The organism is Corynebacterium sp. TUM25020, assembly GCF_056388495.1.
Window position 1 is genome coordinate 100,282 of sequence record NZ_JBWJFG010000004.1, and the last position, 25,215, is coordinate 125,496.

Annotated in this window: 21 protein-coding genes; 16 read left to right on the forward strand and 5 right to left on the reverse strand. The window is 58.5% G+C overall.

Features of this window, described 5'->3' with window-relative positions:
- Window positions 1–19: 19 nt before the first annotated feature.
- The gene (locus AC05K6_RS06365; RefSeq protein WP_476728090.1) at window positions 20–763 is read right to left on the reverse strand and encodes a DUF3043 domain-containing protein; all 744 of its coding nucleotides are present in this window, start codon (window positions 761–763) and stop codon (window positions 20–22) included.
- Window positions 764–968: 205 nt separating this feature from the next.
- Here AC05K6_RS06365 and AC05K6_RS06370 point away from each other — a divergent pair, with 205 nt between their 5' ends.
- On the forward strand, window positions 969–1,313 hold the full coding sequence (locus tag AC05K6_RS06370) for a HesB/IscA family protein (protein WP_293791760.1): 345 nt from the start codon (window positions 969–971) through the stop codon (window positions 1,311–1,313).
- 93 nt (window positions 1,314–1,406) lie between these two features.
- Here AC05K6_RS06370 and asnB read toward each other — a convergent pair whose 3' ends face one another.
- Window positions 1,407–3,344, reverse strand: a complete 1,938-nt coding sequence (gene asnB / locus AC05K6_RS06375) for an asparagine synthase (glutamine-hydrolyzing) (RefSeq protein ID WP_448307178.1) — start codon at window positions 3,342–3,344, stop codon at window positions 1,407–1,409.
- A gap of 170 nt (window positions 3,345–3,514) precedes the next feature.
- Here asnB and AC05K6_RS06380 point away from each other — a divergent pair, with 170 nt between their 5' ends.
- The 3 genes from AC05K6_RS06380 to ctaF all read left to right on the forward strand — a co-directional run bounded on the left by AC05K6_RS06380 (window position 3,515) and on the right by ctaF (window position 7,139).
- Complete coding sequence (locus tag AC05K6_RS06380) at window positions 3,515–5,275, forward strand: pyruvate dehydrogenase (protein WP_476728091.1); 1,761 nt, start codon at window positions 3,515–3,517, stop codon at window positions 5,273–5,275.
- A gap of 283 nt (window positions 5,276–5,558) precedes the next feature.
- The gene (gene ctaC / locus AC05K6_RS06385) at window positions 5,559–6,668 is read left to right on the forward strand and encodes an aa3-type cytochrome oxidase subunit II (protein ID WP_293791366.1); all 1,110 of its coding nucleotides are present in this window, start codon (window positions 5,559–5,561) and stop codon (window positions 6,666–6,668) included.
- Between the two features lie 39 nt (window positions 6,669–6,707).
- Entirely contained in the window at window positions 6,708–7,139 is a 432-nt protein-coding gene (ctaF, locus tag AC05K6_RS06390) for an aa3-type cytochrome oxidase subunit IV (RefSeq protein ID WP_293791365.1), read from the forward strand.
- Between the two features lie 74 nt (window positions 7,140–7,213).
- Here ctaF and trpD read toward each other — a convergent pair whose 3' ends face one another.
- Complete coding sequence (trpD, locus tag AC05K6_RS06395; RefSeq protein ID WP_476728092.1) at window positions 7,214–8,317, reverse strand: anthranilate phosphoribosyltransferase; 1,104 nt, start codon at window positions 8,315–8,317, stop codon at window positions 7,214–7,216.
- Between the two features lie 387 nt (window positions 8,318–8,704).
- Here trpD and ctaE point away from each other — a divergent pair, with 387 nt between their 5' ends.
- The 4 genes from ctaE (at window position 8,705) to qcrB (ending at window position 13,147) form a co-directional block, all read left to right on the forward strand.
- Complete coding sequence (ctaE, locus tag AC05K6_RS06400; RefSeq protein WP_476728093.1) at window positions 8,705–9,316, forward strand: aa3-type cytochrome oxidase subunit III; 612 nt, start codon at window positions 8,705–8,707, stop codon at window positions 9,314–9,316.
- 98 nt (window positions 9,317–9,414) lie between these two features.
- Entirely contained in the window at window positions 9,415–10,314 is a 900-nt protein-coding gene (gene qcrC / locus AC05K6_RS06405) for a cytochrome bc1 complex diheme cytochrome c subunit (protein WP_293791362.1), read from the forward strand.
- Window positions 10,311–11,516 carry a cytochrome bc1 complex Rieske iron-sulfur subunit gene (gene qcrA, locus AC05K6_RS06410; RefSeq protein ID WP_476728094.1) on the forward strand — a complete coding sequence of 402 codons (1,206 nt, stop codon included), beginning with the start codon at window positions 10,311–10,313 and terminating at the stop codon, window positions 11,514–11,516. The genes qcrC and qcrA overlap by 4 nt, the downstream gene beginning before the upstream one ends.
- On the forward strand, window positions 11,513–13,147 hold the full coding sequence (gene qcrB / locus AC05K6_RS06415) for a cytochrome bc1 complex cytochrome b subunit (protein ID WP_293791360.1): 1,635 nt from the start codon (window positions 11,513–11,515) through the stop codon (window positions 13,145–13,147). The genes qcrA and qcrB overlap by 4 nt, the downstream gene beginning before the upstream one ends.
- A gap of 79 nt (window positions 13,148–13,226) precedes the next feature.
- Here qcrB and AC05K6_RS06420 read toward each other — a convergent pair whose 3' ends face one another.
- Window positions 13,227–13,928 carry a 3'-5' exonuclease gene (locus AC05K6_RS06420; RefSeq protein ID WP_476728095.1) on the reverse strand — a complete coding sequence of 234 codons (702 nt, stop codon included), beginning with the start codon at window positions 13,926–13,928 and terminating at the stop codon, window positions 13,227–13,229.
- 468 nt (window positions 13,929–14,396) lie between these two features.
- Here AC05K6_RS06420 and AC05K6_RS06425 point away from each other — a divergent pair, with 468 nt between their 5' ends.
- The 8 genes from AC05K6_RS06425 (at window position 14,397) to AC05K6_RS06460 (ending at window position 22,824) form a co-directional block, all read left to right on the forward strand.
- On the forward strand, window positions 14,397–15,011 hold the full coding sequence (locus AC05K6_RS06425) for a C40 family peptidase (RefSeq protein ID WP_293791358.1): 615 nt from the start codon (window positions 14,397–14,399) through the stop codon (window positions 15,009–15,011).
- A gap of 204 nt (window positions 15,012–15,215) precedes the next feature.
- Window positions 15,216–16,433 carry an NlpC/P60 family protein gene (locus tag AC05K6_RS06430; protein WP_476728096.1) on the forward strand — a complete coding sequence of 406 codons (1,218 nt, stop codon included), beginning with the start codon at window positions 15,216–15,218 and terminating at the stop codon, window positions 16,431–16,433.
- Window positions 16,434–16,465: 32 nt separating this feature from the next.
- Window positions 16,466–17,653, forward strand: coding sequence for a glycosyltransferase family 4 protein (locus tag AC05K6_RS06435; protein ID WP_476728097.1), 1,188 nt, complete (start codon window positions 16,466–16,468; stop codon window positions 17,651–17,653).
- A 58-nt stretch (window positions 17,654–17,711) separates the two neighbouring features.
- Window positions 17,712–18,719 carry an ROK family protein gene (locus tag AC05K6_RS06440; RefSeq protein WP_476728162.1) on the forward strand — a complete coding sequence of 336 codons (1,008 nt, stop codon included), beginning with the start codon at window positions 17,712–17,714 and terminating at the stop codon, window positions 18,717–18,719.
- A 97-nt stretch (window positions 18,720–18,816) separates the two neighbouring features.
- Entirely contained in the window at window positions 18,817–19,545 is a 729-nt protein-coding gene (locus AC05K6_RS06445) for a lysophospholipid acyltransferase family protein (protein WP_293791354.1), read from the forward strand.
- Window positions 19,546–19,684: 139 nt separating this feature from the next.
- The gene (locus AC05K6_RS06450) at window positions 19,685–20,818 is read left to right on the forward strand and encodes an acyltransferase family protein (protein ID WP_448308123.1); all 1,134 of its coding nucleotides are present in this window, start codon (window positions 19,685–19,687) and stop codon (window positions 20,816–20,818) included.
- Window positions 20,819–20,848: 30 nt separating this feature from the next.
- Complete coding sequence (locus tag AC05K6_RS06455; protein WP_293791352.1) at window positions 20,849–21,376, forward strand: polyadenylate-specific 3'-exoribonuclease AS; 528 nt, start codon at window positions 20,849–20,851, stop codon at window positions 21,374–21,376.
- A gap of 59 nt (window positions 21,377–21,435) precedes the next feature.
- On the forward strand, window positions 21,436–22,824 hold the full coding sequence (locus tag AC05K6_RS06460; RefSeq protein ID WP_293791351.1) for a class II 3-deoxy-7-phosphoheptulonate synthase: 1,389 nt from the start codon (window positions 21,436–21,438) through the stop codon (window positions 22,822–22,824).
- 32 nt (window positions 22,825–22,856) lie between these two features.
- Here the strand turns inward: AC05K6_RS06460 and pknB are convergent, their stop codons facing one another.
- Window positions 22,857–25,121 carry a Stk1 family PASTA domain-containing Ser/Thr kinase gene (pknB, locus tag AC05K6_RS06465; protein ID WP_476728098.1) on the reverse strand — a complete coding sequence of 755 codons (2,265 nt, stop codon included), beginning with the start codon at window positions 25,119–25,121 and terminating at the stop codon, window positions 22,857–22,859.
- Window positions 25,122–25,215 lie beyond the last annotated feature (94 nt).

Sequence of the window (25,215 nt, forward strand, 5' to 3'; positions counted from 1 at the left end):
GGACAAGTGTAGATGCTGACTAGACGCTGTCGCCGACCTGCTTCTGCGGGGCGGGGGTGCGCAGGCGGCGGATCATAGCAGCGCGGGTAAAGGCGTACATGCCCAGCGAGAACTTGCCGTGTGGGTTATCCGGGAAGCGCTCGTTGACTTCACGGTTAACGCGGCGACCGAGCCACAACCCTTCGGCGAGCATGATGAGGAACACGACCATCATCACCAGGGAAGCCAAGTTGGCCACGTTCGGGTTAGACATGCCAAAGATCATGATGGCGATAACGAATACAGCCATCGGCAGGAAAAAGTTCATCAAATAACGGTGGGAATCGACCCAATCGCGGACAAAGCGCTTTTCCGGACCCTTGTCGCGATCCATCATGTAGTCCTCGTCGCCAGCCATCATGCGCTCGTTGGCGCGGCGGCGTTCGCGGTTCGCCTCGTCCCGCTGGCGCTGCTTCATGGCCTTGTACTCTTCCTTGGACATGGAGGCCTTGAGTTCTTTGCGCTGCTTACGGGCCTCGCCCGGCGTTTTGGGGGCGGAGTAGGCACTACGGCGTACGCCGTGCTTGCGCTCCTGGTCGTTGCGCTTCGGGGTCGCTTTGCCCTTCTTCGGCGTATATGCCTTGGAGGTCTTTTCCTGAGACTCTGCCGCGCCCTTTGTCTCTGCCGCTGCCTTAGTCTCTGCTTCTGTCTCTGCGACGCCCTCGTCTGCGTCGCTAACTACGTCAGCCGTTGTGGTGGCCTTTTCCTGCTTTGTCCATGGCATTTTCACATGTAACAGGCTAGATCAGGAGCACAGAGGAACAAAACCCAAAACCCAGTGGCGGAGTTACTGCAATTAAGACTGCAATAAAGAAGGAAACAAACACGGGAATAAAGCGGACGGGCAGTGGCGTTGTGAAACAATGAAGCGTAGCTTGTGAACAAAGGCTTGTGAGTAAAGCCATTTTTGTTGAATGAGGAGGACCAACATGACTGCTCCGGAGAAGGTCACCGGTGTGGAGCTGACCGAGGCCGCTCAGCAGAAGGCCAGCGCACTGCTGGCACAGGAGGGCCGCGACGATCTTTCCCTGCGTATCGCAGTGCAGCCAGGTGGCTGCGCCGGCCTGCGTTACCAGCTGTTTTTCGATGATCGTTCCCTGGATGGCGATCTAGTTGACGAGTACGACGGCGTGAATCTGGTCGTAGACCGCATGTCTTCCCCGTACCTGGTGGGCGCGAAGATCGATTTTGCGGACACCATCGAGTCTCAGGGCTTTACCATCGATAATCCGAATGCCACCGGTTCCTGTGCCTGTGGTGATTCCTTCAGCTAAGCAGCTAGTTAAACAGCTAGCCTAGTTCGCTTAGGCCCTTAAACTATTGACGCCCCCGAGGGATGAACTCCTTCGGGGGCGTTTTGGGGTCTTCTACAGGTCGACCGGGTACTGGCGCTGATCGATCTTCGGGTGGATACGATCCTCGACAAAGATACCGTGCCAGACCATGAACGCGATGACGGTCCACAGGCGACGCGAGTGATCCGGGCCGGAGCCGGTATTCATGGCCACTCGATGCTCGTCCAGCATCTTTAAGACTTCGGCCTTGTTGAAAAGGTGGTCGGTCTGGGAAGCTTCGATGTTCTCCTTGGCCCAGCCGTAGAGTTCATCGCCCGCGAGCCAGTGGCGCATAGGCACGGGGAAGCCCAGCTTCTTGCGGTGTAGAACATGCGGGGGAACGATACGTTCCAGAGCCTTACGAAGGGCGTACTTGGTAGTGCCGTGGGAGATCTTCAGTTCGTGGGGGAGAGTCTCTGCCACGTCGAAAACGACCTTGTCCAGGAAAGGCACGCGTAGCTCCAGGGAGTTAGCCATGTTGATCTTGTCGGCCTTAACCAGGATGTCTCCGCGCATCCAGGTAAACAGATCCAGGTGCTGCATGCGGGCAACCGGATCCATGTCCTGCGACTTCGCGTAAATCGGCGCGGTGACCTCGCGGTGATCCCACTCTGGGCGGATCTCGCGGAGCACGCGCTCCAGTTGCTGGTAGTTAAAGGAACGCGCATTGCCGTAGTAACGATCCTCCATCGGCATGGTGCCGCGTTGCAGCAGGGACTTGCCGCGCACGCCCTCGGGGAGCGCGTTACCCACGCTAGCCAGTACTCGCTTCAGCGGGGAGGGGATCTTGTCGAAAGGTGCCAGGCTGAGCGGCTCCTTGTAGATCGTGTAGCCGCCGAAGAGCTCGTCGGCGCCCTCGCCGGAGAGCACGACCTTCACGTGCTTGCGGGCTTCGGCTGCAACGAAGTACAGGGGAACCAGAGAAGGATCGGCCACCGGATCGTCCAGGTACCAGATGATCTTCGGAATAGCCTCGGCATATTCCTCGGGGCTCACGACCTTCACGATGTGCTCGGCTCCGATAGCGGCGGCAGATTCGGCGGCTACATCTACCTCGGAGTACCCCTCACGCTCGAAACCGGTGGTGAAGGTCAGCAGATCCGGGTTGTGACGCTTTGCCAGTGCGGCGATGGCGGTGGAGTCGATGCCTCCCGAAAGGAAGGAGCCGACCGTCACGTCTGCGCGCATGTGCTTGGCCACGGAATCCTCCAAGGCCTCCGCGATACGCTGGAAAACGGCTTCTTCATCGCCTGCTGCAACCTTCTTAACGGGGAAGCGAGGCTCGAACCAACGAGTTTCCTCGATCTGGCCACCGGGTGCCACGAAGCCATAGCTGCCGGATTCCAAACGGCGAATGTGCTTGTGCAGGCTCTCCGGCTCCGGCACGTACTGCAGATCCGTGTAGTGAGCGATTGCGCGGATATCCAGGTCGAGGTTCAACCCCAGCTGCTCGGCCATCGACAGGATGCACTTCTTCTCCGAGGCGAAAACGGTGCCCGCCTCTGTAGTGGCGATGTACATCGGCTTGATGCCGAATTGGTCGCGAGCCAGGAAGAGCTTCTTTTCCTTGGAATCCCACACAGCAAAGCCAAACATGCCGCGGAGATGATTCACCACGTCGGCACCCCAGTGGTGGAAGCCAACAACAATCGGCTCTCCGTCACCCTCAGTATTAAAGGAATAGCCCGCTTGCTCGAGTTCCTCTCGAAGCTCCACATAGTTGTAGATCTCGCCGTTAAACGTCAGTGCATAACGGTTTGGTTCGTCCTCTGGGCCCCACTGGAGTGGCTGGTGAGAGTGCTCCAGATCGATGATGGAGAGCCGGTTAAAGCCGAAGACAACATCTTGGTCATGCCAGGTGCCACTATCGTCCGGGCCACGGTGGTGCATGCAGGGCAGTGCACCCTCTACTGCATCGACAAAGTTTTCCGCGTCGTTATTCGCCGCAATGATTCCAAGCAATCCACACATGCGTTCAGACTTTACGCGGGCGGGGTAGAGGTGGGCTAGTTGCCACGGCGGGGAAAGCTCGTTTGCTGGGGATCCCTACGTTAAAAAGTGATTTGTATTACAGAATTGGGATTCTGTGAGACTTTACAGCAACCAATGCGCTACCGAATAGCCACGCGTAACCTTGTGGCATGGCAAAAAACTTCGCAGCACAATTAGTAAAGACTCTTGAAAATCAAGGCGTTAAGCGAATCTTCGGATTGGTAGGCGATAGCCTCAACCCCATTGTGGATGAGGTTCGTCAATCCTCTATTGAATGGATCCACGTTCGGAACGAGGAATCTGCGGCCTTCGCCGCTGGTGCTGAATCCCTCGTTACCGGTGAATTGGCAGTATGTGCTGCTTCCTGTGGCCCTGGCAATACTCACCTGATCCAGGGGCTATACGATTCCCATCGAAATGGTGCAAAGGTTCTGGCCATTGCTTCTCACATCCCGAGCGTGCAGATCGGCACCCAGTTCTTCCAGGAGACTCACCCGGAGCAGATTTTCCAGGAGTGCTCTGGATACTGCGAGATGATTAACTCTGCCGCGCAGGGTCCCAAGGTATTGCACAATGCGATCCAGTCCACCCTTGCTGGCAACGGTGTAAGCGTGCTGGTTATCCCCGGCGATGTATCCTCCCAGGCGATCGAGGAAGAAGGCTTTATCGGTTCCGTGTATGCCAAGGGTCGCCCCGTGCTGTACCCGGATGCCGAGGAAGCAGCCCGCCTGGCCAAGGCTATTAACGATGCTAAGACTGTCACCTTGTTCTGCGGTGAGGGCGTCAAGAACTCCCGAGAGCAAGTGCTCAAGCTTGCGGAAAAGATTAAGTCTCCCATTGGCCACGCTTTCGGCGGCAAGATGCACATTCAGTACGACAACCCGTTCGACGTCGGTATGTCCGGTCTGCTGGGCTATGGAGCAGCCCGAGAAGCGATGTACGACGCGGATTTGCTGATCCTGCTGGGCACAGACTTCCCATACAACGACTTCCTGCCAAGCGGAAACGTGGCGCAGGTGGATATCGACGGCTCGCACATTGGCCGCCGCACAACCATTAATTACCCGGTCGTCGGTGACGTTGGAGCTGTGATTGATACGATCCTGCCTCACATCGAGGAAAAGACTGACCGTAGCTTCCTGGATAAGCAGTTGCGTAACCATGCTCGTGCACTGAATCATGTGGTGGATGCCTACACGAAGAAGGCTGGCAAGTCTAAGCCGATCCACCCGGAGTATGTGGCGGATACCATTGACCGTCTTGCAGCTGAAGATGCCATCTTCACTATCGATACCGGTATGTGCAATGTATGGGGTGCTCGCTACATCACGCCGAATGGTAAGCGCACGGAGATCGGCTCCTTCCGCCACGGCACGATGGCCAATGCGCTGCCGCAGGCACTCGGCGCACAGGCTGCGGACCGGAACCGCCAGGTGATTTCCTTCTCCGGCGACGGTGGTTTGGGCATGCTGATGGGTGAACTACTGACCGCAAAGCTCCACGATCTGCCCGTCAACATCGTAGTGTTTAACAACTCCTCGCTGGGTATGGTGAAGCTCGAGATGATGGTTGCTGGTCTGCCGGAGCATGAGACTGACCACGAGCACGTGAACTTCTCCAAGATCGCTGAGGCCATTGGCATTAAGGCGATCCGAATCGAGGATCCGCAGGATGTCGAGAAGGGCATCAAGGAAGCCTTGGCTTATGACGGGCCGGTGCTGGTGGATGTCGTTACTGACCCGAACGCTCTGAGCCTGCCGCCGAACATCACCTGGGAGATGATGATGGGCTTCTCACGCTCCGCTACGCGCACTGTGTTTGACGGTGGCGTGGGACGCATGGTCGACCTGGCGCGCGCCAACCTCCGGAACATCGGAGCGGCGGGCACAATTGAGATCAACAAGCTCTAAGTAAGAGGGGTGAGGCGCTCTGAGGAGTGCCTCTTCAGGCCTACCTATGGCGGGAGTCACACATGTGTGGGCTCCCGCCTAACCCGTGTGGGGGCAATGGGAGCGGTAGCCAACCCCGAAAAGGGAATTTCCGCTTCCGTGATGGTGGCAATGTCCTGTCAATGGTCTAAGGTTCTTTAAGTGAAGTTGTTGTAAGACTATCTAACGCGCGCGAACTGCAGGCGAGCGTGAGAGTCCAGTTCTTGCAACGCAAGTGACGTGTGAATGAGGAAGGCAAACTCGCGTGGAACAGCGAAATAAGCACGGTTTGACTCGCCGTATTGGCCTCGCCGGCGTACTGGGTCTTGCTGGCCTGGTGCTGACTGGTTGTACTGTCGCCCCACCGGAAAACAAGTTCTTCGATGCTCTGCGAATGGGCTGGCCGAAGGGTATTACCCCGGAGTCCAAGGAAATGGGCAACATGTGGGTATGGGTCTGGGTTGTCGCCTGGATCATCGGCATCATCATGTGGGTTCTGTTGTTCGTCAACATGGGCCGTTCTAGCGCGAAGAAGGCCGCTAAGCGCGGCGAGGACGAGTTCCCGCGCCAGACTGGTTACAACGTTCCGCTGGAGCTCGTTCTAACCACCTTGCCAGTTCTGATCATCTGTACCCTGTTCTTCTTCAACGTTCAGACTCAGGATCGTGCGACCGCACTGGACAAGGATCCGAAGGTTACCGTCGACGTCACTGGCTACCAGTGGAACTGGAAGTTCGGCTACAGCCACGTTGCTGCAGAGCTGAACGGTGGCCAGGAGTACAAGGGCACCGACAAGGAAGCACAGGCTCGCGCCGAGGATTCCAAGAAGCCCGCTAAGAAGCTGGACAAGCACGGCGAGCAGGTTCCGGGGCCGATCCACGGCCGCGCGAAGGATGAATACAGCTACCTGAACTTCGACAAGATCGAGACCGTGGGCACCACCCAGGAGATTCCGGTTCTGGTCGTTCCTTCCGGCACTCCGATTGAGTTCAACCTGGCCTCCGCCGACGTTGTCCACTCCTTCTGGATCCCGGAGTTCCTGTTCAAGCGCGACGTCTTCCCGCACCCGGAAGCAAACCGCTCTGAGCGTATCTTCCAGGTTGAGTCCATCGATCAGGAAGGCGCGTTCGTCGGACGCTGTGCCGAGATGTGTGGTACTTACCACGCAATGATGAACTTCGAACTCCGCGTCGTTTCCCCGGAGAAGTTCGAGCAGTACATGAAGTTCCGCCAGGACAACCCTGAGGCACCGAACTCGGAGGCTCTGAAGTCCATCGGCGAGCAGCCGTACGCAACCTCCACCCACCCGTTCAATTCCGACCGCACTGGTACCAGGAACCCGGAAGAGAACCACAAGGATCGCAACGCCGCTTAAGCGGCAGCGCAAGGTTAAGAAGAAAGAGAGACAAAGCAAATGACTTCTGGTGCAAAGCTTTTCTACGGCATAGGTACTTTCTTCACCGTGGTCACGGTGTTCTACTTCATCGTTACGCACTCCGTTAGCGATGCGGGCAACGTCATGGGTGTTGAATGGGCCGGTGGCACCGGCCTCGTGATGGCAACCCTGCTGGCTTTCATGCTCGCTGGCTACCTCCACCTGACGTCGTCTAAGACCGACATTGGCCCGGATGATTGGGAAGAGGCAGAGATCGAGGACGGCGCTGGCGTGCTGGGCTTCTTCTCCGCAAGCTCCATCTGGCCGTTCTGGATGACCGTTTCCATCGTCGTGATGGGTGCAGGCCTGGCCTGGTGGCACCTGTGGCTGGTTCTCTTCGGCGCAGCAATGCTGATCTGGGCAACCACGATGCTGAACCTGCAGTATGGCCTGCCGCCGGAGAAGCACTAAACTTCACACTTCACTAAAAACTCCCCCTTCCGCCAACCCACGAGGTTGCAGCGGAAGGGGGAGTTCTTTTTGTGCTAGAACTTCCGTCCCACGATCTTTTCCATCTGCTTCCACGCAGCCCCGGATTCCAGTGCTTCCCGGGCGTGCTCTACTTGCTCAGATAGGGACGCCTGGAATCCCTTCTCTTCCCATCCGCGCACAGCTGTCAAGGCACCAGCGGCGTTAATCAAGACAGCATCCTTTATTGCGCCGGTGATTTCGCCCTTCATCAGACGCACAGCCACATCTGCGTTATAGCTAGCATCACCACCGGCGAGGCTGCCATCTTCATAAAAGTCGAGTCCGACACTGCGAGGGTTAATGACTTCTTCACCGGTGCGGCCTGCGGCGTCAACAGTAACGACCTCGGTAGGTGTGCACACCGAGATTTCGTCCATTCCGTCCATGCCGCGAACGACGAGTACGCGGCTGCCCTGACGGGCGAAGGCGCCACCCATGATCGGCATGAACTCCTTGAAAGCGCAGCCAATGAGTCCGTACTTGGGGTAGGCGGGGTTGGTCATCGGGCCAAGGAGGTTGAAGATGGTCGGGGCGCCCAGCTGGCTGCGTACAGGGGCGGCGAAGCGCATCGCTGGGTGGTAGGTTTTGGCGAACATGAAGGCAAAACCTGTCTCGTGTGCGTCGTCGCGAATAGCCTCTGGGGAGCGCTCGATATCGAGGCCCAGAGCCTCCAACATGTCCGCACCGCCACACTTCGAACTTGCGGCGCGGTTACCGTGCTTCACTACCGGAACGCCCGTGGCGGCAACAACAAAGGAAGCCATTGTGGAAATGTTCACAGTGTGATGACCGTCGCCGCCGGTGCCGACGATATCCACGCAATTCGGCACGTCCGAAAAGTCAACTGGAGTAGCGAAGCTGGTCATTGTCTCGGCAGCGGCGGCAAGCTCGGCAGCGGTAATACCGCGCACTCGAATTCCGAAGGCAAATCCCGAAATCTGTGCGTCGGTTGCGTGACCCTCCATGATCTGTTGCATTGTCCAGCGCACCTGCGATTCGCTCAGCTCCTGGCCATTGCCCAGTCGCCCCAGTACGCCGGGCCAGGTGAAGTAGCTTGGCGGTAGTTGTTTGGGGGAGAGACCGCTGATGTCTGCGGGACGTGGGGTAGTGGGGGCCATGGTTCTTTCGACGCGCCTTCCTGTCCTAGAAAGAAGTAATAAGCAAAAACGCTCTGTACTAACCAGTCTATTAGTTGGGTAGTAGCACGGGGAGTTTTTGGGTTGACGCCCTTACAGGGGAGATATTCGAAGGTTCCGCTCAGGTGAAAGGGGTAGGAGGGGAGTAGCCCCATCGTGGGGTATGCGGCGTGTCCGCTCTTGACGAAAGTGGGTTTTGACCTGTCGTTATGTAGCTCGTCGGATGGGGGAGGATAAAAGTTCCCGCTAACCCCTAACGGGGTGGGCTTTCAGCGTTATCCAAGGTTTTACCTGCGATTTTACAGATGGCTTCCAGAAAAGTGCTGGAGTGAATCGACTATCGGGCTTTAAACGGCCATACTGTTATGCGTGACGAGCGCAGTTGAAAACCCAGGTATGGCAGCACCACATCGTGTTGCGACACTGAACCGACCCAATATGGTCAGTGTCGGCACGATTGTGTTCCTGTCTCAGGAATTGATGTTTTTCGCTGGCCTTTTCGCGATGTACTTCGTGTCCAAGGCCAACTCTGGCGGCAATTGGCCGTCTGAGCCCACTGAGCTGAACGTGCCATTCGCGGCAGCGATCACGATTATTCTGATCAGTTCTTCGTTCACTGCTCAGTGGGGCGTCTTCGCGGCGGAGAGGGGTGACGTCTTCGCGCTTCGCAAGTGGTACGCATTGTCCGCGCTGTTGGGAACTATCTTCCTTATTGGCCAGGGCTACGAGTACGTTCACTTGGTGGAGCACGGAACGACGATCCCGGGCTCCGTCTATGGTTCGGTCTTCTTCATCACGACAGGCTTCCACGGCGCGCACGTGCTCGCCGGTGTGATTGCCTTCATCGTGGTGCTGCTGAGGACCGCCAAGTCGAAGTTCACCCCGGCACAGGCCACCGCCGCCGTCGTTGTGTCCTACTACTGGCACTTCGTCGACGTCGTCTGGATCGGCCTGTGGATCACCATTTACTTCATTCAGTAGGCCGGCCAGGTCGGTTCCTCTTAACACGAAGACATTCGCTTAAGAGGGTCGGCCTACAGCCCATCGCAATTCCATTGACTAACTAATAAGGGAACAAGATGGATATCAACTCCACCAACGCGACCACGGAGCAGAGCTCCGTTGGTTCGAAGGGCAGTGCCGCCAAGGCACGCCGCCGCCGGAAGGTCCGTAAGGCCTTTGCTGGCGCGTTGGCATTGTTGTTCGCGCTGACGGGCGCGGGCTTCCTAGCCAACGCATTGACCCCTGACGCACAGAATGCCGTTGCTGAGCAGAGCTCGGAGGAACTGGCCAAGCAGGGTAAGGAACTCTACGAGGTTGCTTGTATCACCTGTCACGGTGGAAACCTGCAGGGTGTTAAGGACCGTGGTCCTTCTCTGATCGGTGTCGGTGAGGGCGCTGTGTACTTCCAGGTACACTCTGGCCGCATGCCGATGCTGCGTAACGAGGCTCAGGCAAGCCGCAAGAACCCGCGCTACTCCGAGCAGCAGGCTCTGGCGCTGGCCGCATACGTAAATGCAAACGGTGGCGGCCCGGGCATCGTCCGCGACTCTAACGGTGAGATTGCAATGGAGTCCCTGCGTGGCTCCAATAACAAGAACGGCGAGATCGACCCGGCTGATGTTGCCCGTGGTTCTGACCTGTTCCGCCTGAACTGTGCATCTTGCCACAACTTCACCGGTAAGGGCGGCGCACTGTCCAGTGGTAAGTACGCTCCGGCTCTGGCCCCGGCCAACGAGCAGGAGATTTACCAGGCAATGCTGACCGGCCCGCAGAACATGCCGAAGTTCTCTGACCGCCAGCTGACTGCTGACGAGAAGAAGGACATCATCGCCTACCTGAAGTCGGCCAAGGAAACTCCGAACCCCGGTGGCTTCGGTCTGGGCGGTATCGGCCCGGTGACTGAAGGCATGATGATGTGGTTCGTTGGCATCGTGGTTCTCGTTGCCTTCGCTATGTGGATTGGATCGCGGTCATGAGTGAGCACAACAAGAAGTACAGCAACGAAGAGCTGTCGAAGATGAACGATGACGAGCTGGCCCGCCTGGGTACTGAGCTCGACGGCGTAACGGTTGCCTACCGCAAGGAACGCTTTCCGATCGCCAACGATCCCGCTGAAAAGCGTGCAAGCCGCAAGGTCACCATCATGCTGGCCCTGTCGGTTCTGTTCGGTATCGCTTTCATCGGTGTCTACCTGTTCTGGCCGTGGGAGTACAAGCACCTCGCTGAGGATGGCGTGTGGCTCTATTCGATCTACACCCCGCTACTGGGCCTTACTGCGGGTCTGAGCATCACGCTGCTGGGTGCGGCTATCATTACCTACACCAAGAGCTTCGTTCCGGAAGAGATTTCGGTGCAGACTCGCCACGATGGTCCGTCTGAGGAAGTTGACCGTCGTACCTTGGTCGCTCTGCTGAATGATTCCTGGAAGACTTCCACCCTGGGTCGTCGTCCGGTAATCGCTGGCCTGGCTGGTGCTGGTGCAGTGCTGGCTGGCTTGACCATTGCTCTGCCGCTCGGCGGCATCATTAAGAACCCCTGGAAGGCCAAGGCCATGGGTATCCAGGGTGACGGCACCCTGTGGACTACTGGTTGGACGCTGGTGGAGCAGGGCGAGAAGGTCTACCTGGGCCGCGATACCGGTGCAATTGCCGAGGAGCACGAGGGTCACTACAGCACCCAGGGTGTTTCCCGCCTGATCCGCATGCGTCCGGAAGATCTGGATCCGGCTTCGATGGAGACCGTGTTCCCGCTGACCGAGGAGATGGTCAACGACGGCGACAAGTTCGACAAGAACCGCGACGTCTACGAGGAGCACATGCACTCCATCCACGGCCCGCGTAACGCCGTGATGTTGATTCGCCTGCGCCAGGCAGACGCCGCAAAGGCGATCTTGCGCGAAGGCCAGGAGGACTTCCACTACGGCGACTACTTCGCCTACTCCAAGATCTGTACTCACATCGGTTGCCCTACGTCCCTGTATGAGCAGCAAACCAACCGCATCCTCTGCCCGTGCCACCAGTCCCAGTTCGATGCACTGCAGCATGGTAAGCCGATCTTCGGACCGGCAGCCCGTGCTCTGCCCGAGCTGTCGATCTCGGTTGACGAAGAGGGATACATGTACGCCGACCGTAACTTCATCGAGCCTGTCGGCCCGGCATTCTGGGAGCGTCGTTCATGACCACTAAACAACAGAGCCGCGCTGCTAAAGCGGCCAACAACATCGACGAGCGGTACACAGCTTCTGGCTTGATCCGCCCGCAAATCAACAAGGTATTCCCGACTCACTGGTCGTTCATGCTCGGTGAGATCGCGCTGTACTCTTTCATCATCCTGATCCTGTCGGGTGTTTACCTGACGCTGTTCTTCGACCCCTCCATGTCGAAGGTGATCTACGACGGCGCTTATGCACCTCTAAATGGTGTGGAGATGTCCGCCGCCTACAAGACTGCTCTGAACCTTTCTTTCGAGGTTCGCGGTGGTTTGTTCATCCGCCAGGTTCACCACTGGGCTGCGTTGCTGTTTGCCGTGTCGATCATGGTTCACATGCTGCGCATCTTCTTCACCGGTGCATTCCGCAAGCCGCGTGAGGCGAACTGGGTTATCGGCTGTGTCCTGCTGCTGCTCTCCGTGGCTGAGGGCTTCATGGGCTACTCCCTGCCGGATGACCTGCTTTCCGGTGTTGGTCTGCGCATTATGTCTGCCATCATGGTTGGCTTGCCGGTTATCGGCACCTGGCTGCACTGGATCATGTTCGCTGGCGACTTCCCGGGTGAGATCATTATTCCTCGCCTGTACATCGCCCACGTTCTTCTGATCCCGGGCATCCTGCTGGCACTGATCGCTGCCCACCTTGCACTCGTGTGGTACCAGAAGCACACCCAGTTCCCTGGACCGGGTCGTACCGAGAACAACGTTGTCGGCGTTCGTATTCTGCCGGTGTTCGGTCTGAAGGCAGCTTCCTTCGGCCTGATCACCTTCGGCGTGGTTGCTCTGATGGCTGGTCTGTTCCAGATCAACGCCATCTGGAATCTCGGCCCGTACAACCCCTCCCAGGTTTCTGCTGGTTCTCAGCCGGATATCTACATGCTGTGGACTGACGGTGCTGCGCGTGTCATGCCGGCATGGGAGCTGTACCTCGGTAACTACACCATTCCGGCTGTGTTCTGGGTAGCTCTGCTGCTGGGCATCCTGGTTGTGCTGCTGTTCACCTACCCGTGGATCGAGCAGAAGTTCACCGGCGATGACGCCCACCACAACCTCTTGCAGCGTCCGCGCGACGTTCCGGTTCGTACCGCCCTGGGCGTCATGGCACTGACCTTCTACGTGCTGCTGACTATCTCCGGTGGTAACGACCTGCTGGCGATGCACTTCACGATCTCGCTGAACCTGATGACGTGGCTGGGTCGTATCGGCCTGGTATTGCTGCCTCCGATCGCGTACTTCATCACGTACCGCCTGTGCGTCTCCCTGCAGCGCTCCGACCGCGAGGTTCTGGAGCACGGCATTGAGACCGGTACCATCCGCCAGCTGCCATCCGGTGGCTTCATCGAGGTCCACCAGCCGCTGGGTCCGGTCGACGAGCACGGCCACCCGATTCCGCTGGAGTACCAGGGTGCATACGTTCCGAAGACCATGAACGAGCTCGGCGCTGCCGGTCACCCTGGTCGCGGTGGCTTCTTCTCCCCGGATTCCCCAGAGATCGTGGAGAAGGCGGAGCGCATCGAGCACGACAATCACGCAGAGCAGAAGGAAATGTTCGAGCGTCTCAACGAGGAGAACCGTCGTCGCCACGAGGAGCTCGACAAGTAACCTCGCATCGAGCTGATTCAACTGCTCTCACATAAGGCTCGATAAAATCCCGTCCACCAAGAAGGTGGGCGGGATTATTTTAGTTCCGCTCTTGCGACAGTGCCTTTAGTACGTCATAGGTCGCCAGGGCGTCACTCATCGCTCGATGTAGTGGGCGGTGGGTGACCTTGAGATACGACGCCACGTTCCCCAGGCGGTAGCGTCCAACTGACTCTCGCGGAATTAGTGTGCGGGATGCCTCCGCTGTACACACCAGTCGTGGAGTGTAGGGAGGAGAGACAAGCTCGTTTGAAGCGGTGAGCTGGGTGCGCAGCATTTCGTGCTGCAAGAAGGAGAAGTCGAAGAAGACATTGTGCCCAACAAGACGTGGGACGGTGGAGCCATGTGGGCGGAGGAACCCCAGCAATTCGGGAAGTATGTCCTCAAAGGTGGGTTTGTCGGCCAAGAGCCCTTCGGAGATGCCCGTTAAGTCGGTAATCTCCTCTGGAACCTTTTGTAGCGGGTTGAGGAGTGATGTATAGCGTTGCTGGATCTTTCCGTCTGAGACCCGCAGAGCCGCGATTTCAATTATTCGCTCTTGCTGTGGCCGCAACCCGGTTGTTTCCAAGTCGATCACGATGCAGTTGTGAAGAGTGCGCTGTAGATCCGAGCGTGTGTGCGCCAAGGCGTAGGAATCCGGCATCTCATCGGAACGGCGTGGCTGGCGTGGCTTAGCGGGCCGTGAATCCTCTGCGGGGAGAAGAGGCTCATGGTACCGCGGATTCGGCACGGTAGGGGGCATGGGGATCAAGTTTAGCTTTTGGGCGGGGGATGTTGGCAGGGTTGCACTGAGCCAGGCGGTTTTTGAAGCGCTATGGGCGTAAAAGACACGCCAAAATTACCTAGTGTGACGAGTATCACATCTGTTATTTTCTGAAAATATCCTAAGTGTCAGGCTGTGGTAGGGGCAGTAAGTGCATTTACTAAAACCGCAGGTCAGCAATTTATAAAGCTTCGATAACTTTCAGGCTACAGTTGAGGGTTCGAAAAATCTCGGTTTGATAACAACGGCACGTCTAAGGCTCAAAAAGCTCAGATTTGCGGAACGGCTGGACATGGACCGCAATCATTTCGTAATCTTTTCGAGACCTTAGAGGTGAGCGACAAAGAGCTCACCGCACCGCGGTAGCTTCCGAAGGGTTGCCGGGCGAGGGGATATGGAAAAGCTCCACACCCCAAACAACGGATTGAAAGGTAATTGAGGACTTATATGGGCAAGCACAGCCTGAAGAAGAACAACGTATCTCGCAACGCAGCTGTCGTCGCTGCCGTCGGTGTGGGTGCCGCTGTACTGACCCCCGCTGCCGCCCAGGCTGCGCCGGTCACTCACAAGCAGTCCGGCGTAACCGTAGAGGTTCCGGATCACCTGCTGCCGACCATCAAGCCTTACTTCAAGCAGGCTGGCCTGACCACCGATGGTGGCAACAAGAAGGCTGCGACTAAGGCTGTCAAGGCTGCGGCTCCAAAGCTGGCTGCTTCCTCTATCGGACAGCGCATTGCGGACATCGCTAAGTCCAAGGTTGGTGCACCGTACTCTTGGGGCGCTTCTGGCCCGAACGCGTTTGACTGCTCCGGCCTGACCTCTTGGGCTCACCGCCAGGTTGGCAAGTCCATCCCGCGTACCTCCTCTGCTCAGGCTTCCGCTGGCAAGAAGGTGTCCATGAACGCTCTGCAGCCGGGCGATGTTATCTCCTACTACGGTGGCGCATCCCATGTTGCGATCTACATTGGCAATGGCAAGATCGTTCACGCCCTGAACTCTTCCAACCCGGTGCGTATCGACAACCTGCACATGATGCCTGTGTACAACGCGGTTCGCTTCTAATTTTTAGCCAACACCTTCCGGTGTTTCTCTAGCTCAGATGTTGATATCGGGGCTAGTGTTACGGCTGGTGAAGGCGTGAAATGCTGGGGCTGGTGCTATTAGGGCGCCAGTCCCACTTTTGCCCTTTCATGTGGCAGAATATCTATCGGTGAACGGCTCCTTCGGCGGGCCGAAAATTTTTTGAGAACTAAAGAAAGTCCAGTCGTGAACGTGTCGTTTTCCTATTCTCGTGATCGCTCCTCGCGCGGCAGTCGCTCCGGTGCAAACGCTATCGCCAAGGCCACATCTGCGGCGTTGTTAGCTCTCGCAATGGGAGCTACTGTCCCGCAGGCCAGTGCGGATCCACAGAACGCTCCGGGGCGAGGTGACCAGGGGCAGGGAAGCGACAAGAAGGATGACCGCAACGCGGATCAAAAGCGTGCGGAAGAAATCCGTCGCCTACTGGACACACCGATCCCAGCGGATGTTGACGGTCTGCTGAACCACGTAGACAAGGTATCCGGCTACGCCTCCGAGACTTCGGATGAGGTTGAGCAGCTGAAGATCGATATCGACCAGGCCAAGGGGAACCTGGCAAAGGCCAACAAGGCTGCCGATGACTCGCGCAAGAAGGCTGAGAAGCTCAACACGGATGTCAAGGCGTCACGTGCAAATGTCACCGGCGTATCTCGCGCGATGTACCGTGGCGCCACGGTGGATCCGGTCTCTGCTTTTGTTGGCTCCCAAGGCCCGCAGGCTGCAGTCGAGCGTTCTTCTTACCTGACGTCGATTGGTGATCAGCGTGCCGATACCGTGAACACCCTGAGCCAGAAGCTGAAGGATGCTGCTAAGGAGAAGAACAAGGCGAGCCGTTCTAAGGCCACCGCAGATTTCCAGCTGCGTACCCTCAACGATCGCAAGAAGGACCTTGACGATCGCAACAAGGAGCTCGGCGAGCTGAAGGACAAAATCATGAAGGCCGTCGACGGGCTTAGCCCGGAGGATCGTCGACGCTGGATTGATCGCAATGGTCCCATCGACATGAATGTTGAGCAGTTCCTCGGCAAGATGAAGAAGGCCGGTGACTCCGGTGCACCGGTCAATGCAACTGGTGTGGTCGCAGCGGCCTTGTCGAAGTTGGGATCCCCGTACTCCTGGGGTGCCGCCGGCCCGAGCGCTTTCGACTGCTCCGGCCTGATGTTCTGGTCCTACCAGCAGCAGGGTAAGTCCATCCCGCGCACCTCGTCCGCACAGATCGCAGGTGGGCAGCCGGTCTCCATTGACGACCTACAGCCGGGCGACATCGTTGGTTTTTACCCGGGGGTGACCCACGTGGGCATGTACATTGGTGATGGCAAGATCGTCCACGCCTCCGATTACGGCATCCCCGTACAGGTAGTTCCGCTGAACTCCATGCCGATCTCGGGCGCCGCCCGCTACTAAACATCCCACAGCGTGCGGTAGCATCCGTTCGTATGTCCAGCGCAGATCAGCATAGTCATCCCCGCGTCCTCGTCGTCACCAATGACTTCCCGCCTACCCTCGGCGGGATTCAGACGTATGTGCGCGACTACCTCTCCACGCTGGATCCGGCCAAGGTTGTGGTTTTCGCCTCTACCCAACACCGCGAGGATGCAATGGCCTTCGACGGTGAACAGGACTACCACGTCGTCCGATGGCCTCGCAGCATCATGCTGCCCACCCCAGCCACTGCGCGGAAGATGCAGCAGCTGATCCGTGAACATGACATCCACACCGTCTGGTTCGGGGCGGCCGCACCGCTGGCATTGATGGCGAATAGTGCCCGGGCAGCGGGCGCTCGCCGGATTGTTGCCTCCACCCATGGCCACGAGGTCGGATGGTCCATGTTCCCCGGTTCGCGCCACGTCCTTGCCCGCATCGGCCGTACCGTGGATTGCTTGACATATGTTTCGCACTATGCCCGCAATCGAATGGCCGCTGCCTTTGGTCCCTCCGTTGCGTGGGAACCTATGCCAGGTGGCGTCAACACGGATCTCTTCCAACCGGATCTGGCGATGCGAGATGCGCTTCGGGCGCGCTATGGCGTGACGGACAAGAAGGTCATTGTCGCCGTCTCCCGACTGGTTCCACGCAAAGGCCAAGACACTTTGGTAAAGGCCATGCCCGCCATCCTTCGTGAGCACCCGGATGCACATTTGCTTGTCGTCGGACCCGGCGCTTACCGCATGAAGTTGGAGAAGCTGGCGCGTCGGCTGGGCGTCACAAAGAACATAACCTTTACCGGTGCGGTCGACGTAGAGGAACTACCAGGCCACTTCGTGGTCGGTGATGTTTTCGCACTCCCGGTGCGAACGCAACTGGGCGGACTGTCCGTAGAAGGGCTCGGGATCGTATTTCTCGAGGCACAAGCCGCGGGAGTCGCTACGGTTTCCGGCAATGGTGGCGGCGCGCCCGAGACAGTGATCGATGGGGAAACAGGGCTGGTCGTGGACTCGCGGGATCTGGACGACGTGGTGGCGCAGATCTCTTCGCTGCTTAGTGACGCCCCCACGCGCCAGCGCCTAGCGACCGCAGCTCGGAAAAACGTGATGGAGAAATGGACGTGGCACGTCCTCGGTTACCAGTGCCGAGCGGTCATGCGAGGCGGGGGAGAGATTCCACCGCGGCATAGCTTCGCCTAGACGTAAATCTTGGGGTAGAACCACAGAGTTTTTATGCAGCCCACGGCTGGCTAGAATGATGAGGTTACATACGGACTACAGAGGGAAGAGGGATCGCTTCGTGACTGGGAGCCTTACCGTGGGCGTGGACATCGGTGGCACGAACCTACGTGCTGCCGTGGTGGACGCGGACGGCCAGATCCTGGACATTGAAAAGCTTCCGACCCCCTCCAATGTTTATGCCCTGGAAACCGCGCTGGTGCATGCTATCGGCTGCCTGCAGCGCCGCAATGAAGGCATCGTCGCAGTGGGATTGGCCGTGGCTGGGTTTATTAATGCGCAGCGCGACACAGTGCGCTTTGCCCCGCACCTGCCATGGCGGAACGCGCAGGTCACCGACAGGCTCAGCGCCAAGTTAGGGCTTCCGGTGGAATTGGAGCACGACGCCAACTCCGCGGCGCTAGGGGAGTACCGATTGGGAGCTGCCCAAGGAGTCGGCACGTGGGTGCTTTTTGCTTTGGGGACCGGAATCGGTGGTGCCGTCATGGTGGATGGCGAGATCTACCGAGGAGCTTTTGGTACAGCCCCGGAGTTTGGGCATCTGACTGTCATGCCAGGTGGTCGTGCCTGCCCCTGCGGTAAACAAGGTTGCCTGGAGCGCTATTGCTCGGGTTCGGCCCTGGCACTGACCGCCCAAGACCTGATTGCTACGGGACGCTACCCGGATTCCGCCATTACACGGGAATTCGCCCAGCACCCAGAAGAAATCTCCGGACGAGCCGTAGTTCGCCTGGCGCGTGAGGGAGATCCGTTGGCACGCGCCGCAGTGGAGGACATGGGCTTGTGGCTAGGGCGCGGACTGTCGCTGGTGCAAGATGTGTTGGATCCGGAATTGATCGTGATCGGCGGGGGCGTAAGTGCCGATGCAGATCTGTTTCTGGACCAGGCGGAATCCATGCTGAATTACAGCATCGTCGGAGCCGGTCACCGGCCTGTCGCACGGGTAAAGACCGCGCAATTGGGAGGAGATGCCGGTATGATCGGCGTGGCGTTATTGGCGCGCGATCGCCTTCAGACGGGCGCCTAAAGGCTAGCGTTGTGCGCGCCGAATACTGCGCCAATTACTGCGCTGCTTTTTGTGGCGCTCACGAGGGAAGTACACAAGGGACGGTAGGTTTTTAAATATGCAAAATAAGGCGTATTGGTTTTTCAAATACATCCTCATCGGCCCATGGCTGCGCGTGTACAACCGTCCTTTTACCAAGGGGCTCGAAAAGCTACCTAAGGAGGGCTCGGGAATCCTGGCTTCCAATCACCTTGCAGTGATGGACTCCTTCTACCTTCCGCTGGTATCCAAGCGCCAGCTGACGTTCCTGGCGAAGAAGGAATACTTCACGACGCCCGGCCTGGTTGGTGGCATTCAGAAGTTCTTCTTCACCTCCGTTGGCCAGGTGCCAATCGACCGCCAGGATAAGGAATCCCAGAACGCCGCTTTGGGCACTGCGCTCAAGGTACTTGAGCGTGGGGATCTGCTGGGCATGTACCCGGAGGGCACGCGTTCTCCGGATGGCCGCCTGTACCGAGGCAAAACCGGCCTGGCGCGCATCGCTCTCGAATCTGGGGAGAAGGTCTACCCGGTGGCAATGATCAACACGAACAAGGCCAACCCCATCGGTACGTGGATCCCACGGCCGGCCCGCTGTGGCGTGTACGTCGGAGACCCAATCGACCCGAACGATTTCCGTGATGCCGGCGACGAATACGCCCAGGCTCGGGCGCTGACCGATGCGATCATGGAGGCGCTGCATAAGCTTTCTGGTCAGGAGTATGTCAAGGACTTTTATGCTGCCGATGTGAAGAAGTCCCTGGAGGCAGGTAAGGGCTACCCCGCGGGCTCGGAACCGCGGCAGTAGTGAATGTGCCCCCTCAGCGCTGCTGTGCCAACGACCATACGCACTCCGTTTCCCCGTGGTGAACGGGGCTTTTATGCCGTGCGGGCCGTCGTTGACGGTTTGACTTCAGCAGCGCAAACCTGATCTTGTAATAAGAATCATGTCGAAGGTAGATCAGGGTGCGAGTCGGCCTCAAGCGCGGCCGGTGAAGCAGAGAGTCGAGTGGGCGGACGCCGCCAAAGGGTTTTCCATTGTCGGTGTGTGCATTATGCACGTCGTTACCGGGGTTCCCGGTGGAACGGAAACCCCGCTGGGGCATTTCTCCAGCTTCCTCGATCCTCTCCGAATGCCGCTGTTCTTCCTCGTGTCAGGACTGTTCGCCCATCGCATCCTGGAGCGTTCGTTCGCCGACCTGTGGTATCGACGACTGTGGTTCCTGTTGGTGCCTTACTTGGTCTTTAACCCCTTCCACATTCTGACGCGCATGAGCATCGACGACAACTACTCGCTGATGAACCTGTTTAAGGCGATGCTTCTGGGTAACGTGGGTCTGTGGTTCCTTTATGCGTTGATTCTTTACAACATCTTCGCCTGGGTACTTCGCAAACAGCCGCCATGGCTGGCCATCTTAACCTCCGCTATCCCGCTGGTCATCGGAGCTTTCCTCGGTGGTGGGGAGAACATCTTCTTCCGGCATGTCCTCACTTTTGCCCCCATGTTCTTCATCGGTCTGCACTGCAGAGACTTCTTCTTCCGGCTGGCCAAGCGTGCCTTCAACCCCCTTGTGATACTCGGAAGCGCCGTGTTGTTTTTCAGCTCTGAGTATGTGATGCGGACTCTGGCCAAGACACTCTTTAGCGATTGGACGCCTACGGTTGCGGCTCTGACCTTGGGAACTGACCTATTGCGCTCCGTCCTCGCACTGCCATTTGCCATCGTGGTTGCCGCTTGGCTGTGCGTGATCCCTGTCGTGCGTGAGATCTTCCTTTTCGTGGGCCGGAACACCTTGCAGGTCTACGTGTTCCACCCGTTGGGTCTGTACCTGCTCGGCGAATACGCTGTTACGTTGGCCGAAGCGCATCCGGCGTCGCTCGCTTTCCTGGGCACGATGGCAGGCCAATTGTGGTGGGGTATCGGCGCCTGCGTAGTCGCTTCCATTGTGGGCTATGTAGTGGGCAAGACGCCCCTTATTGGTTGGACGCTGTTCCCACCGGCACTGCGGCGTCCCCAAGAAAAACAGCAACAACCGCGCCAGCAGGTACGGTTCGGCGGTGACCGCACCCTGTCGGCCTAGCCTCAAGCCCAGGCTCTAGACTGGACAACCGTGCGCTACTTCTACGACACAGAGTTCATTGAGGACGGCTCCACCATTGATCTGATCTCAATCGGTGTGGTGGCCGAAGATGGGCGCGAGTTTTACGCAGTCTCCACCGAATTTAACGAGCATCGGGCGGGGCAATGGGTAAAGAAAAACGTTCTGCCGCAATTGCCGCCGCGCTCCGACAAAGCCTGGATGGATCGCGCGACGATGCGTGCCAAGCTGCACGAATTCCTAGTTCCCGAGCGGGCTACGAAGTCCCGGGGACGTCCCAGCGAGCGGCCCGAACTATGGGCCTGGGTGGGGGCTTATGATCACGTGGCGCTTGCTCAGCTATGGGGCGACATGACCGGGCTTCCCGCTGACCTGCCGCGTTTCACCCACGAACTGAAGCAGCTGTGGGAGATGGCCGGTCGACCACGGTTGCCCGAAAGCCCTAGCAATGCTCACGATGCTCTTGCCGACGCCCGTTTCAATGTCGTGAAATACCGCCTGTCCATGGAAGCATTGAAGGGGTTACCCGGACGTCCATAAAAGCATCTGAAAATAGCCTGATTGCCAAAAGCCGTGGCTAGGTAACGTATGCTCTGTCTATGGCTTGGACTATTGATGCACCGTTAGACGAACTTCCGGATCTACCGCCGCTGCCAGCGGACATGGCGGAAAAATTAGAAGATGCGCTGTCTCGCGACGCGAAGCAGCAGCCTAGCTGGGATCCAGAGCACGCAGGGCGCGTGCGGAAGATCCTGGAATCCGTGCCACCGATTGTGGTGGCTCCCGAAGTTAAGAAGCTGAAGAAGCAACTGGCTGATGTCGCCCTGGGCAAGGCCTTCCTCCTGCAGGGCGGTGACTGTGCGGAGACCTTTGAAACCAATACGGAGCCGCACCTGCGTGGCAACGTGAAGACCCTGCTGCAGATGGCTGTTGTCTTGACCTACGGTGCTTCCACGCCCGTGGTGAAGATGGGACGTATCGCTGGCCAGTACGCCAAGCCACGCTCTGCGGACCGAGATTCCAATGGTCTGTTGAACTACCGTGGCGACTTGGTAAATGGCGTAGAGGCCACCGAGGAAGCTCGCGCCCACGACCCATCCCGCATGGTGCGCGCTTACGCTAACTCTTCCGCAGCAATGAACCTGGTTCGTGCATTGACGAACTCTGGTACCGCTGACCTGTACAAGCTGCATGAGTGGAACCGCGAGTTCGTGGCAACCTCCCCGGCGGGCGCCCGCTACGAGGCGTTGGCGACAGAGATCGACCGTGGCCTGGAGTTCATGTCCGCTTGTGGCGTGACGTCGGAGACGCTGCGGTCCGCAGACATCTTCGCCTCCCATGAGGCGCTAGTTCTGGACTACGAGCGTGCAATGCTGCGCCTGGCTCACGACGAAGAGGGCAATGACGCCCTGTATAACCTGTCCGCGCACCAGGTGTGGATCGGCGAGCGCACCCGTGGCATTGACGATGCGCATATTCGCTTCGCCTCTTTGATCTCCAACCCCGTGGGCGTGAAGATCGGTCCGACTACCACCCCGGAAGAGGCCGTGGGCTACGTCCGTCAGCTGGATCCGAAGAACACCCCGGGTCGATTGACGCTGATTACCCGCATGGGCTACGACAAGATCCGCACGGCGCTGCCTCCGATTGTCGAGGCCGTGGAGGCCACGGGTCACAAGGTCATTTGGCAATGCGACCCTATGCACGGCAACACCTACACCTCTAACAATGGCTACAAGACGCGCGATTTCGACCGCATCATCGACGAAGTTCAGGGATTCTTCGAGGTGCACCGGAAGCTCGGCTCGCACCCTGGCGGTATCCACGTAGAACTGACGGGCGAGGACGTCACCGAGGTTGTCGGCGGTGGTCAGTCCATCACGGATCTGGATCTGCCGGAGCGTTACGCCACTACCGTGGATCCGCGACTGAACACCCAGCAGTCGCTGGAGCTGGCGTTCCTAGTGGCGGAGATGCTGCGCAACTAGGTGGCCGCGACTAGCTGCCTTCGGGACGGCAGCTACACCGTGGTCAACGTGACCACGGCACCCCGGTGGCTGCGGGAGCCGGGGCCGGGGGATTGGCCCAGAACCAAGCCGTTGAGGTCACCCTTGATCTTCACCTCAAAGCCCGCATCCTCTAGCTTTTGGCGAGCCTTTTCCGCGCTGAGACCGATCGTCCACGGCACGCGCTGGGACGTGGACTCGCGGATTTCCACATTTGTGTTCTTCGCAGGATCTACCAGCTCGCCCGCCTGGGGTGACTGCTGCGCAACGTTGCCGGAATCCTCGGAAGAGTCCTCCACGGGTTTGCCCTCAACCGGATTGAGACCTGCCTCGCGCAAAGCCTTACGGGCGTCATCCATAGATAGCCCCGCTACATCCGGTACTTCGATCGCATTCGACAGCACCAGCGTGACCTCCGAACCGGATTCGACTTCCGATCCCTCCTTTGGATCGGTGCGAATCGCCTGACCTGCGGGTATATCCTTGTCGAACTCCTCGGTCTCTTCGGCAACTGTTAGGCCGGCGGACTCCAAGGTCTGCTTTGCGCGGTCGTGTTCTTGCCCCTTGACGCCCGGCACTTTCACTGGGCGCTTGCCCTTGCTCATGTGGACAACGACGGTCGAGTCTGTATTGACTTCGGTTCCCGCTGCAGGCTGGACCTCCGCGACATGCCCTTTTGCTATGTCATCGGAGTAGACTTCCTCGCCCTTCTTCAACTTCAAAGTGCGGTCGGTCAGCTTCTTCTCGTAATACTGCAAGCTGGAGTTCGTTCCGGGATCTGGGATAGTCGGCTTGCCTAGGGAAAGCAGTACGGCGACTTCGGAGCCTCGCAGGGCGCGGTGCCCCTTGGCAGGGTCGGTTCCCATGACCGTGTTCTTCTCCGCCTGATTGTCGTAGCGCTCGTCTAGTTTGGAGCTGAACCCGGCTTCCTCGACGGTGGCTTGTGCCGTGGCTTTATCCATGCCGACCACAGTGGGGATCTCGCCATAGCGACCCGTGGCGAACCACCATCCGCCAAGCGCCACGCCAATAACCAGCGCCAGGAGTACGAGAACCCACACAGTGGTGGCCGCCGGTGACTTGTTGCTAAGTTTGTGCACCGGGCGTGCAGGTGCGGGCCGGTGCTGGGGCGACCGATGCGGGGCCGGTCGGTGTGGCACTGGCTGATGCGATGGCCCCACATTGGTATCGGGAGACGGCGCCAATGAGTCAGGATGCTTCGCATAACCTGGTCGGTTCGCCGGATGGTACTGAGTGACGGCAGTATGGTGCGTCTCCGGGCGGGCACGATCCTCCTGGGGGAGGGTGACAGCGCGGGTAGCCATCGACTCGTCATTCCACGGGGTACGTTCGCCGAAGTCGGTACCGGCCAGAGCAGTGCGTACGGCGGACTCAATAGGGGCAGGGACTTCGAAGTCCGGAATATCTAGCTGCTCCGCAGTGTCCTCCACGGCCTGCAGGAACTCGCTGCCATCCTGGAAACGTTGGGCGGGGTCGCGGTGGCACGCACGCAGAACGAGCTCGTCGATCTCCGGTGGAATGTCGGGCATCAACGTGCTGGGAGCGGGCACCGGACGGCTGATACGCGCCATGGCGGTTTCTAGCGGAGAGGCACCCTTGAAAGGAGTGCGGCCAGTCAGCAGTTCGAACAGCAGGATGCCTGCTGAGTACACGTCACTGGCTTGGGTGAGGTTTTCGCCGCGCACTTGCTCGGGGGAAAGATAACCGACGGTGCCGATGACCTGCCCGTTGACGGAGGTCGTTGCGTTCGTGGCATCACCCATCGCGTTATCGATGGCGCGCACGAGGCCGAAGTCCGCGAGCTTTACCTGGTGCTGATCGCTGATCAGCACATTATCCGGTTTGATGTCGCGGTGAATCATCCCTTTGGCGTGTGCGATGGCTAGGGCGTTGAGCATGGGTTGCATCACGGCGATGGCGGCATGCGGGGGCATAGGGCCGCGTTCCTTCAACAATTCGCGCAGGGAGCCGCCTTCGACCAGCTCCATGACGAGGAAAACATAGTCCTCGTCCACACCTTGGTCGAAGACGTTTACGAGCGTTGGGTGGTTGAGCTTCGCTACTGCGCGAGCCTCACGTTCGAAGCGAGTACGGAAGGCGGGTTCGCGGGCGAGCGCTGGATCCATTACCTTGACCGCGACTTCTCGGTCCAGGCGGGTATCGACCGCCGCATAGACTGTGGACATGCCACCGCGGGCGATCTGGGCGCCGATGCGGTAGCGCCACTCCAGCAGGTCTCCCGGATGTAGCTCGCTCACGTCTAGTTTCAGCCTCGTTTTCTCAGCAGTCGTATCTCTTGAGAAGAGATGATTATAAGGGGGTTTTGTTCCCCCGTGCGTTCAGAGTTACGCA

Coding starts and splice junctions, on each gene's coding strand:
- AC05K6_RS06370 (WP_293791760.1), top strand. CDS start 969: ATGACTGCTCCGGAGAAGGTCACCGGTGTGGAGCTGACCGAGGCCGCT.
- qcrA (WP_476728094.1), top strand. CDS start 10,311: ATGAGTGAGCACAACAAGAAGTACAGCAACGAAGAGCTGTCGAAGATG.
- AC05K6_RS06380 (WP_476728091.1), top strand. CDS start 3,515: ATGGCAAAAAACTTCGCAGCACAATTAGTAAAGACTCTTGAAAATCAA.
- AC05K6_RS06425 (WP_293791358.1), top strand. CDS start 14,397: ATGGGCAAGCACAGCCTGAAGAAGAACAACGTATCTCGCAACGCAGCT.
- AC05K6_RS06420 (WP_476728095.1), bottom strand. CDS start 13,928: ATGCCCCCTACCGTGCCGAATCCGCGGTACCATGAGCCTCTTCTCCCC.
- AC05K6_RS06440 (WP_476728162.1), top strand. CDS start 17,712: ATGAGGTTACATACGGACTACAGAGGGAAGAGGGATCGCTTCGTGACT.
- trpD (WP_476728092.1), bottom strand. CDS start 8,317: ATGGCCCCCACTACCCCACGTCCCGCAGACATCAGCGGTCTCTCCCCC.
- AC05K6_RS06365 (WP_476728090.1), bottom strand. CDS start 763: ATGCCATGGACAAAGCAGGAAAAGGCCACCACAACGGCTGACGTAGTT.
- qcrC (WP_293791362.1), top strand. CDS start 9,415: ATGGATATCAACTCCACCAACGCGACCACGGAGCAGAGCTCCGTTGGT.
- asnB (WP_448307178.1), bottom strand. CDS start 3,344: ATGTGTGGATTGCTTGGAATCATTGCGGCGAATAACGACGCGGAAAAC.
- AC05K6_RS06460 (WP_293791351.1), top strand. CDS start 21,436: ATGGCTTGGACTATTGATGCACCGTTAGACGAACTTCCGGATCTACCG.
- qcrB (WP_293791360.1), top strand. CDS start 11,513: ATGACCACTAAACAACAGAGCCGCGCTGCTAAAGCGGCCAACAACATC.
- AC05K6_RS06445 (WP_293791354.1), top strand. CDS start 18,817: ATGCAAAATAAGGCGTATTGGTTTTTCAAATACATCCTCATCGGCCCA.
- ctaF (WP_293791365.1), top strand. CDS start 6,708: ATGACTTCTGGTGCAAAGCTTTTCTACGGCATAGGTACTTTCTTCACC.
- AC05K6_RS06450 (WP_448308123.1), top strand. CDS start 19,685: ATGTCGAAGGTAGATCAGGGTGCGAGTCGGCCTCAAGCGCGGCCGGTG.
- AC05K6_RS06435 (WP_476728097.1), top strand. CDS start 16,466: ATGTCCAGCGCAGATCAGCATAGTCATCCCCGCGTCCTCGTCGTCACC.